The organism is uncultured Lacinutrix sp. (assembly GCF_947500325.1).
In the GTDB taxonomy this organism is placed as follows: Bacteria; Bacteroidota; Bacteroidia; order Flavobacteriales; family Flavobacteriaceae; genus Lacinutrix.
The window spans coordinates 1-10,734 of record NZ_CANMRQ010000036.1; the positions used below are offsets into that span (position 1 = coordinate 1).

Below are 10,734 nucleotides of genomic sequence, written 5' to 3' on the forward strand. Positions count from 1 at the left end.
AAAGAGAAAAATTCGGCTCTGTGTTAACCCGAAAGTTAGTGTCTTTTTACACGCTACGTTTCATACACAAGTCCGTTAGCCATAATCTACCAACCAAGAATATGACAGCTAAAAAAGAAGACTTACCACATCTTACAAAAGAGGAAATTCGAGAAGGAACGAAAAATGGTACAAAAAAATATGAAAATTTAAGTTTCTTCGAAGAATACTCAATGTTTATGGGAGTTGCTCAAATTCTTGAGTTTGGTCTTAAAAAACTTCTTCAAGAAAAATTCCAATATGATTTAGATAAAATGGAAAAATGGACTCTTGGACGAACTACAAATGAACTTGAAAAAAATGGATTAAGAGAAGACTTTATTTATCTCTTAAAAAGTTTGGTTGAATATAGAAACTACATTGCTCACGAATTACTTTTTGATGATGCTCTTACTAATTCATTGTTAGGAAATAAAACATTAAAAAATCACTATAGCAAAAGCCATAGAACACTACACAAGGCAATTTTAGAACTTGAACAACTAGTATTTTTATTTGATTGGACTAATGCAAATGACGGATGGGATTAGAAGAAGTAGTAAGTAATCTTGACCACAGCAAATTTATTTTGAACTTACCAGATGGTATAACAAGTGGATTCTATTTAAATTTTATCAGAGTTGAAAACTTTGACAAATTGTTTCTTAAAGCACATAAAGAGTTTAATGAAACAAAAAGTTTAGAAAAACAGAAAAAGATATTAAGAGAAGAGGTAAAAGTCTATAAAGCTTTGGCTAGTTATTTAAAAAAAATAATATCGGGAATTGATAAAAAAACAACTAATTTAATTACTTCATTTAATTCTGAATCAAAAGAACATATTGAATCAACACTGACTGAATTTTTTAAGTATGATGAAAGCTTGAGCTTTGAAGAAAAAATAAAAATTCAAACTTTAAAAAAATTGAATCAGCAACTTACTGAATCTGAACAAGCAATTTTCGAATTAGAAAACTACGAATTTTCAACTTACAAATATGAAGATTTTCTAGGTGGCAACTTTTATTTAAGATTTGTAAAAGAAAGAATAATTTATAAAGAAATTAGTATTGGAAATATAAGACACGGAAGTAGTATATTATATAAGGATGAAACACAGAAAAAAGATAAAAATGACTTGTTGAATATTTTAGCTTTTCTTCAAGCTTCCCCTAACTTTATTATTACTAACAATAAGTATTACAACGAAAAACTGACAAACATTTACAAAGAGTTTGATATACTTGACCTTTTAACCTTGAATAGTAGCAAGTTTTTTAACAATCCTAAAGGAGAATTTCGAACTTTGGCTACACCAATATTGAAACTTTATAAAAAAACAAATTTTACTATTCTTCCAGAAATCAATATGCCTCAATTATTTGATTTATATCACTCTTCCTTAAAACAAATAGAACCATTACCTAGATGTGTGTTTTTATTTAGAATTGTAGAATATGGAAAAAACTACCATTATCAGCAGCTATTCAGACCAAACAATATTGAATTGAAAGATGTTATCGAGTATTACTATGAAAAAGTTGTAGAGCATAAATTTATTCCTCTTTACTTTTTAGATTATGGCTCAAACTGGAATTCTAAAACTGATTCTATGATTAAAAAGAGAAAAACACAATACAGAAACCTGATGGTTGAATTGAAAAAGAAATCAAAAGAATTAATAAAATACTGGAATAATCACAACTATTTAAAATCTAAATCTTTAGGAGAGATTATCTATAAAACTGGAAGAAACACAGTTGCTCACGGAGGAAATGGTAATCAAAATATTAATTATGACTATGACAATAAATATAAACATATAAATGATGTAAATGTCTTTCTTGAATTAATTGCTAGGTATCTCATAGAAATTCAAAATCCGAAATTAAAAGATATCGTTCATCGACAAAAGAGTATTTACGAACAAAATTGTTCTCATTTGAAAATGATGAAAGACAAACAACCGATTATTAAAATATAAAAAACTATGGCTAACACCGTATATAATTTATTGCTAGTTCTAGGCTGCTTACGAAAACCCTCGCGGATTTTCGATTTGGTTTGTATTTGCTAAATTAGGTGCTTAAAACACGCAACAAACCATATACAAACACGTTACCAACCATGCCACTCTTGCTTTAAAAAAATAAAGCATATTAGCGGATAAAACACTCAAAATCTGACTGACCAAAACCATGCGCAATCTTTACGTCGGATTTGATAAACGGACTCTAAAAAAACTGACTGATACCAAACGTTGCGCAACTCATGCGGCTGACAAAAAATCGAAATCTAAAACGAAGCCAAAATATTGCTAAATAATTAAAATAACGGTTGGTAACAATATGTATAGAAAATGCTTATTTTAGTGCCAAACGAAAGGTCTGTGATTTTTTGCTAGCTTCTAATTTTCCTGCGGAAAATCCTCGCACACAAAAACGCACTTTCCATACATTAAACGTTGTGCACAAGTGCTCACTCGAGCTCAAAAAAGTGTGTATTAAATGAAAAAAAATACTCTGCTCCTTTCTGATTTCTCTCTTTATTGCGAAAAAAACGGATTGCAAAACTTTTAAAACATAAAATAACCTGTGCACAACAATATGTATAGAAAATGCTTATTTTAGTGCCAAACGAAAGGTCTGTGCTTTTTTGTTAGCTGCTGATTTTCCTGCGGAAAATCCTCGCACTCAAAAACGCACTTTCCATACATCGAACGTTGTGCACAAGTGCTCACTCGAGCTCAAAAAAGTCTATATTAAATGTAAAAAAAACACTCAGCTCCTTTTTGATTTCACTCAATCTTCAAACGGATTTAAAACGCACTCAGCCTTTTTAATCGGATATTACTCTTGCTTTTATACGCTGATTTTACTCAACCGTGTTTTCTGATTTCTCTCTTTATTGCGCAAAAAAACGGATTGCAAAACTTTTAAAACATAAAATAACCTGTGCACAACAATATGTATAGAAAATGCTTATTTTAGTGCCAAACGAAAGGTCTATGCTTTTTTGCTTGCTTCTGATTTTCCTGCGGAAAATCCTCGCACACAAAACCGCACATTCCATACATCGAACGTTGTGCTTAATTATGAAAAATATTCTGCTAACATTATTAATACTGACTTTTATTTCTTGTAATCAACTTACAAAAGAAGTAGAAAGTTCATTTTCGACGATTGGAATTAAACTGGATAGTTTGAATAAACTTGAGGAAAACAAGATTAAAAAACTTTTTAATGAGATTAACTCAAAGCGGATAAAAAAATATGACGGAGAGAATTCTGCTATGATTTATTACTCTACAATCAAACACAACCGAATTGTGGATTCGTTAATCATTAGTCTCAAATCGATTGGGAAAAATGAATTAGAAAAGAAGAAAATAGCAAAAAGATATGAACACATAAAAGCTGACTTAAAAACCAAATTGAATACCATAGCGGAATTGAATACCAAAACAAAAATCGATTCATTACTAAAACCATCAAATGATCTAGAGATTTTGCCAAGTTTTGCAATCATATCTGAATTTCAAAGCGGAAAATTGAATGCGACTAAAGGTGGGGAATTACTATTGCATAAATTGAACGAAAAAACCAAATCTGAACCGAATAAAAACTAAGAATGGCTATTATGACTGCAACTCATAATGACATAAAAAAAATATGCTTCTTCTGTTCTCAACCAATAGAAGGTAAAAAAACTTTAGAACATATTATTCCAAATAGCTTATTAGGTAAATTAGGTATAAAAGAAGAAGAATTAAAAGGAGAAGGAGCTTTCCAATATAGTAGAATAAAAGTGCCTGCTCATAGTTCTTGTAACAGTGGTTTTGGAAGCGAATATGAAAATAAAATCATTGAATTACTTGACAATCCTAAACAACTTTATGTTGATTTGAAAAATGAAGAATCGGGAATATCAATGAGATATGGACCTGATGAATCATTTACAATGCTTATATCAACTTGGTTATCTAAAATTTATTATGGTCTCTTTTATAATGATTACTTGAAATTAGGGGAATCTGAATTTACTAAATCTGCAAAGAATATTATAGAAAGTGATAATTTCAAAATGGTACAGGAAGCTTATCAAGACGGTGTAGGTTTTTGTATTCCTTCTAGTTTATATGTTTTCACTTCAAAAAATGAAAGTTTTGATTTAAGAACTATGATTTATCCACAAACAATTCTAATGAAAGTTAAGTCATTAACTATGATTTTATGTATTGGTGATGGGTTTTTAACAAAAAACTACTTAAACAATGGAATATTAAAAGATTATAGAGATTTTTTGGCTTTAGAAGAAAAAAAAGAACAAAGATTTCCAGTTCATCTTTATGGACTTGCAGAAATAACATCATTAAGAATGCATATTCCAAAAGAACCTTCCTTTATTTATTCAAAACAGGAGAAAGTAATCATAAATATGAGTTTAACAACAGGAGTAAGTGATCCTGACGAATATTATAAAGTTGACGAAGTCTCAATTATAAAAAAAAGAGATGAAATATTGAAAGAGTTTGGAGTAATAATCGAATAAACTAAGCACAACAATGTATAAGAAAACATAGGGCTTTTGTGCTTAATCAAAAGGTCTGTGTCTATTTGCAAAGTCACCAAATATAAAATTTGGCATTTACGAAAAATGATAAAAGCAAAATATTTATATTTGGCTTAATACCAATCCGAAACGTATCGCTTATCACCCGCCCTACGTTTCTTATACGAGACGTTGTGCACAAGTGCTCACTCGAGCTCAAAAAAGTGTATCTTAAATGTAAAAAAAATATTCTGCTCCTTTCTGATTTCACTCAATCCCCAAACGGATTTAAAACGCACTCAGCCTTTTTAATAGGATATTACTCTTGCTTTTATACGCTGATTTTACTCAACCGTGTTTTCTGATTTCTCTCTTTATTGCGCAAAAAAACAGATTATAAAACTTTTAAAACATAAAATAACCTGTGCACAACAATATGTATAGAAAATGCTTATTTTAGTGCCAAACGAAAGGTCTGTGCTTTTTTGCTAGCTGCTGATTTTCCTGCGGAAAATCCTCGCACTCAAAAACGCACTTTCCATACATCGAACGTTGTAGTGCATTGCCAATGAAACGAAAAATCATAATAATTTTAGTATTTATAACTCTAGGATTTTTTTCAAAGTTTTGGATTGGAATTTATGAACATGACGAATTCTCGAACCGTGTCATTTTCATTAAACATAGACCAGTTTGGAAAACCTTTTTCTATTCACCACGTGGAATGAGTGATTTAAAAATTTCTGAAATGTCCGTGGAAAACCAAGTTGAACAAAAATTCTTTAATGAATTTGTACTTAAAAATCGCGAAATAGAATGAAAATAAAAACGGAATTACTCAAACCAACTATATTTGCAATCCTCATTTTCTTTTCTATATCTTTTTTGACCGTTCTATTTCAAATTAACTCACCCTTGAATCGTGTGGAAAGTGGAGAATTGAATATCGGATTTCCATTAATTTATTATAATCAATTTATGGTCGATTGCCCGATTCCAAATTCTGGTTGGAATGTATTAAACTTGTTTATTGATTGCGCAATTATATGGATTTTGACAGTAATTGGATATAAAATAATAAGGAAAAACGCACTACAACAACGGCTATAATTCATTGCGGCGGAATTTCCTAAACGGAAATTCTTATCTTGCAATGATGACTTGGTCTCGCGGAATAGTCCGTGCGGACGATTCCGCAACGAAACCATAGCCAAACCGTTGTGGGTAATTAAAACAAACATTTTCGCTAGAATTAAAAAACATTCTTACATTTGACAAATGGCAATTGACTTACAAAAAGGCATAAGTTTAAAGATTGAGGGAGAACTTGGGAAATTCCAGACTCTTCCTATAGAATCTTTAATAAAAATTGCAGAATCTTTACAAGAGCTTGTTATGTCAATTGCGAAATATGATTTACCAACAAACGAATCGATTGATTTAAATAATTTCAAACTAGAGTTAACTGATTTTCAAAAAGGGAGTGCTATTCCGTCTTTTGTTCTTACTCAACGAGTTCAGCCAGTAATATCTGACTATCAGAATCAACGAAAAGAAGTTACCAAAAAACTAAATACAATCTTTGCAATATCTGACAAAGGAAATTACAATGATTTAAGAGACTTGTATCCAGAACATTTTAAAAGAAATGAAATTGTAGAAAAGCTTTATGGTTTTACATCAAGTTTCAAAAACTCACCTGTTTCTATTTATGAAAAAGGAAACATTAGTCAAGAAAGCGAGAAGTACAGACCGAAAAAATTCAAGGCTTCAACAAAGAAAAGTTTGATAGTTGATGTCAAAGAAGTAAAAGAGGAAAAACTAGAAGAAAAAGCATTCGCAAGAATAAAGGTTACTAAAAAAGGTGGAAAAACTAGAAATAGTATTGAAGAAGTTATTTCAACTGCAAAGCATTCATTATCATATTCGCCCGAAATAATAAATATTAATAGAAAACAATATATATTAAACTTTCCTTTACGCTGTTTATTCGCTAAAGAAGACGATTATTATGTAATCAATAATGAGCAATTAGACATCATTGGAACAGGAGAAACCCAAGACGAAGCAGAACAAAATTTTAATGAAGAATTCGACTATTTGTATAACAGACTAAACTCACTTAAAGACAATCAATTGAATAAAAGATTGTTAAGAATAAAAGGTGTGTTGAATAGTTTCGTAAAAGAGGTTTTTTAGATGGTTTTAAACGGTAAAAAAGCATATAAAAATCTCAAGAAAAAAGGTTTTGAGGATTCAAAAGACCATAGTAATGACCATAAATATTTGGAATTTCATTATAATGGAAAAATGATATTATACACTAAATTGAGTCACGGAAGTAAAAAGGATTTGAACAATTACCTGATCAAACAAATGTCCACTCAATGTAAATTATCGAAACAAGATTTTGCGGATTTGGTTAATTGTCCGTTATCTGCGGAAAAGTATATTGAAAAGCTTAAAGAAGCTGGAGAAATAGAATAACTACCCACAACAATTTGTATATTGCATATGCCGCCTTCGGCAGGCAAACGCACCATACAAGAGACGTTGTGCACAAGTGCTCACTCGAGCTCAAAAAAGTGTATATTAAATATAAAAAAACACTCTGCTCCTTTCTGATTTCACTCAATCCTCAAACGGATTTAAAACGCACTAAGCCTTTTTAATCGGATATTACTCTTGTTTTTATACGCTGATTTTACTCAACCGTGTTTTCTGACTTCTCTCTTTATTGCGCAAAAAGCGGATTGCAAAACTTTTAAAACATAAAATAACCTGTGCACAACAATATGTATAGAAAATGCTTATTTTAGTGCCAAACGAAAGGTCTATGCTTTTTTGCTTGCTGCTGATTTTCCTGCGGAAAATCCTCGCACACAAAACCGCACATTCCATACATTGAACGTTGTGCACAAGTGCTCACTCGAGCTCAAAAAAGTGTGTATTAAATATAAAAAAAACTCTACACCTTTCTGATTTCACTCAATCTCCAAACGGATTTAAAACGGACTCAACCTTTTTAATCGGATATTACTCTTGCTTTTATACGCTGATTTTACTTAACCGTGTTTTCTGATTTCTCTCTTTATTGCGCAAAAAAAACGGATAGCAAAACTTTTAAAACATAAAATAACCTGTGCACAACAATATGTATAGAAAATGCTTATTTTAGTGCCAAACCAAAGGTCTGTGCTTTTTTGCTAGCTTCTGATTTTCCTACGGAAAATCCTCGCACACAAAACCGCACATTCCATACATTAAACGTTGTGTACAATACGAATGAACTCAGAGCAAATAGATAAAATATTCGAACTTATACGGAAATCAAAACCGAATTCGAGACAAAATATCCGAACTATATACTTAGATAGAATCGGAAATGAAATTATACCATATTGTGAAAAGCATTACCTAGATGAAAAAAAAGCTGATGTCCGAAATGATTTAGTTCGATTTGTATTACAATACGCGAAAACTGACAAAAGGACTCTTGATTTTGCTAAACGGACTTTGAATGATAAATCAAAAAAAGTTAAAGAATCGGGACTTGCTATTTTTGCTTATTCTGGAGATAAAACTCAAATTGATTTTTTGAAAGGCCAAGAAGCTAATTTGAAAAGCAACTCAGATGATTTACATAGAGCTATAAATGCCATTAAAAATGGGAACCATAATTTGTTTTACCCAGAATACAATCGCTGGACAATTACAACGAATGATTTGAAAAAACATTTGAGAAAAGAAGAATTCAAAGAAGACGTTGACCTTTATATAAAGAAATACGCAAAAGAAATAGTTCCTGAATTGACAAGTATTTTGGGAACACTATATTGAAAAGTACTGTACACAACACTATATATAGCAAATTGGGCGATTAGTGTTTAATCAAAAAGTTATTGTCTATTTGCGAAGTCGCCAAATCTTTTGATTTGGTATTAAAAAAGAAAAATTAAAACAAAATACAAAAGATTTGGCTTGTGGCTAGACCGAAAATAATTACTTGTTTTCTGCCCAACTTGCCATATATTTAACGTTATCACCAATATGAAAATAAAGTGACTGATAAAAGGAAATATACCAAGGACGATATCCAAAAATTGGAATGGAATGAGCATATTCGTTTAAGACCTGGAATGTATCTGGGAAGAGTAAATATAAAAGGCTTCGTAGAGTTACTAAAAGGGCTTTATAGTAATGTTCTAAATGACTTAGAATCGGACTCTATTTCTTTTGAAATTACTAAGCCTGATTCTGGAGTTTTAAGTATTACAAACATTCAATCTATTGTAGTTGATAATTGGAGTAAATGGGATCATAATTCACATAGAACAAACCCTTTCATTTTGGAATTCCAAACCCTTAATGCACTTAGTGTGAGATTCAAAATCCATTTATTTGACAAAGATTATAATTGTATCTATGAGCAACAATATGCAAAAGGAGTCTTTCTAAACGGAGATAAAGATAAAAATGAGATTAGGTGTTCTAAAATGGAAATTGACTTCACTCTTGACAAAAAAATTTGGGGAGACAATTTTGAATGGAATGAAAACTTTATAAGTCATGAAATTAGTGAATTTGCATACTTGCATAAAAAAGTAAAATTTAAATTTTTATATCAAGTTGGAAATGAAAATTGTAACATTATATATCATTTTAAAAACGGACTCAGTGACCGACTCGAAATAGAAAAATTGAGTGGACTTGGAGGAAGTTATTTTGAGACTTCAATTGATGAACAGATTGAAAATTTTCGGATTGAGGTTGCGTTTGCATTTAGAGACTATACTGTTGACGAGCCTTTTTTAAGATCTTTTGTGAATGATTACTATACGCACGAAAATGGTAGTCACGTTGACGGGCTATTAAAAGGACTAACTTATGGTGTAATGAAATATTTCCAAAAACATAATTTGACAGAAGTTTTTAAAATTTCAGAAAAAGGAATGAAAGAAAACTTGATCGCAGCTATAAATATTAGAATGGAAGCTCCTGTTTTTAGTGGCTGTGTTAAAAACAAACTATCTAATTCGGAAATAATAGAACCGATCGCTAATTATGTTTCTGATCTACTCTTTAAAAAAATTGAAGAAAATGAAGAGTCAACAAAAAAATTAATACAAAAATTTGAAATAGGTGATAACACTATATAACAAAACATAGCTGCCCTTCCGGTCAGCAACGTTTGTTATATTTACCGTTAGCATTAATTTGAAAAAAAGAACTCTACAATGAACAAAATAATAATTTTAATATTTTTAATTATTACCAAATTTTCTTTCGGACAATCGTTTGAAGGGAAACTGACTTACAAAGTCGAATTCTCATTTAATATGGATTCATCTTTCGGACTCTCGGAAAAAGATATGATAGAACATATGAAAAAGTCTGGCGAATACTTCGATACTATTGTGGTAAATATAAAAAATGGAAATTATGAAAAACTTGTAAATTCGAGTAATTCCAAGAGAATTGTATATAAATCAGATATTAATAAAATTTACACTTTTGATAAAGGTTTTGAATATGTATTAATCGCAAATGCCAAAAATTATAGTTCATCAAAAATGGAATTTGAAAAACCAGAGTTTATTAAAAACGACTCGATAGTTTCAGTTATGGGAAAAGATTGTAAATCGATAACACTTGACTGGAATGGTTTAGGAAAAGAAACATATTACTATAATGATACATTTTTAAAAATCGATTCAGAATTATTTAAATCTCATAATTATGAATACCTAAATAAAATATTGACAATAACAAAGTCATATCCAGCACAAATAAATAAATCATTAAACAAATTAATAGAAATTAGAATGATTTTAGTTGACTATTCAAAAGAAGAAATAAATGATTCAGTATTTGAGATACCAAAATTAAAACCAGCGGAAAAAGAATATGCTGAAATTATAATGGAAACGACTGGAAATGAAGTAATGCGAATAAAAAACTAATGCTAACACCGTGTATAATTAATTGCTTGGGTAAGTGCTCATCTGGAAAATTCCGAAGGAATTTTCTCGCGTTCGTTTTTGTTTGCTAAATTAGTTGCTTAAACACGCAACTAATCATACACCAAACGTTGTACACAATTAGAAAAACTCATAGAATTTGAAGAAAATTATTTTACATCCATTAAAAGGAATAGAATTTGAG

General features: G+C 30.3%; 9 protein-coding genes. All 9 read left to right on the forward strand.

Features of this window, described 5'->3' with window-relative positions; all coding sequences use genetic code 11:
• Positions 1-569 (forward strand): hypothetical protein (locus tag Q0997_RS19740; RefSeq protein ID WP_299892317.1); only part of this gene is annotated, 569 nt, incomplete at its 5' end.
• Positions 560-2,002 (forward strand): hypothetical protein, encoded by a 1,443-nt coding sequence (locus Q0997_RS19745; protein WP_299892320.1) that lies wholly within the window; start codon positions 560-562, stop codon positions 2,000-2,002. The genes Q0997_RS19740 and Q0997_RS19745, both read left to right, overlap by 10 nt.
• Positions 2,003-3,112: 1,110 nt before the next feature.
• Entirely contained in the window at positions 3,113-3,646 is a 534-nt protein-coding gene (locus Q0997_RS19750) for a hypothetical protein (RefSeq protein WP_299892330.1), read from the forward strand.
• An 11-nt stretch (positions 3,647-3,657) separates the two neighbouring features.
• On the forward strand, positions 3,658-4,569 hold the full coding sequence (locus Q0997_RS19755; protein ID WP_299892332.1) for a hypothetical protein: 912 nt from the start codon (positions 3,658-3,660) through the stop codon (positions 4,567-4,569).
• Between the two features lie 1,278 nt (positions 4,570-5,847).
• Positions 5,848-6,768 (forward strand): hypothetical protein, encoded by a 921-nt coding sequence (locus Q0997_RS19760; RefSeq protein WP_299892334.1) that lies wholly within the window; start codon positions 5,848-5,850, stop codon positions 6,766-6,768.
• Positions 6,769-7,056 carry a hypothetical protein gene (locus Q0997_RS19765; RefSeq protein WP_299892336.1) on the forward strand — a complete coding sequence of 96 codons (288 nt, stop codon included), beginning with the start codon at positions 6,769-6,771 and terminating at the stop codon, positions 7,054-7,056.
• 798 nt (positions 7,057-7,854) lie between these two features.
• Complete coding sequence (locus Q0997_RS19770; RefSeq protein WP_299892338.1) at positions 7,855-8,409, forward strand: hypothetical protein; 555 nt, start codon at positions 7,855-7,857, stop codon at positions 8,407-8,409.
• A gap of 221 nt (positions 8,410-8,630) precedes the next feature.
• Positions 8,631-9,728 carry a hypothetical protein gene (locus tag Q0997_RS19775; protein ID WP_299892339.1) on the forward strand — a complete coding sequence of 366 codons (1,098 nt, stop codon included), beginning with the start codon at positions 8,631-8,633 and terminating at the stop codon, positions 9,726-9,728.
• A gap of 78 nt (positions 9,729-9,806) precedes the next feature.
• Positions 9,807-10,532, forward strand: a complete 726-nt coding sequence (locus tag Q0997_RS19780; RefSeq protein WP_299892341.1) for a hypothetical protein — start codon at positions 9,807-9,809, stop codon at positions 10,530-10,532.
• Positions 10,533-10,734: the final 202 nt, after the last annotated feature.

What these genes read in the sequence shown, in the direction of transcription:
- Q0997_RS19755 (WP_299892332.1), top strand. Translation starts at nt 3,658, where the DNA reads ATGACTGCAACTCATAATGACATAAAAAAAATATGCTTCTTCTGTTCT.
- Q0997_RS19745 (WP_299892320.1), top strand. Translation starts at nt 560, where the DNA reads ATGGGATTAGAAGAAGTAGTAAGTAATCTTGACCACAGCAAATTTATT.
- Q0997_RS19780 (WP_299892341.1), top strand. Translation starts at nt 9,807, where the DNA reads ATGAACAAAATAATAATTTTAATATTTTTAATTATTACCAAATTTTCT.
- Q0997_RS19750 (WP_299892330.1), top strand. Translation starts at nt 3,113, where the DNA reads ATGAAAAATATTCTGCTAACATTATTAATACTGACTTTTATTTCTTGT.
- Q0997_RS19770 (WP_299892338.1), top strand. Translation starts at nt 7,855, where the DNA reads ATGAACTCAGAGCAAATAGATAAAATATTCGAACTTATACGGAAATCA.
- Q0997_RS19765 (WP_299892336.1), top strand. Translation starts at nt 6,769, where the DNA reads ATGGTTTTAAACGGTAAAAAAGCATATAAAAATCTCAAGAAAAAAGGT.
- Q0997_RS19760 (WP_299892334.1), top strand. Translation starts at nt 5,848, where the DNA reads ATGGCAATTGACTTACAAAAAGGCATAAGTTTAAAGATTGAGGGAGAA.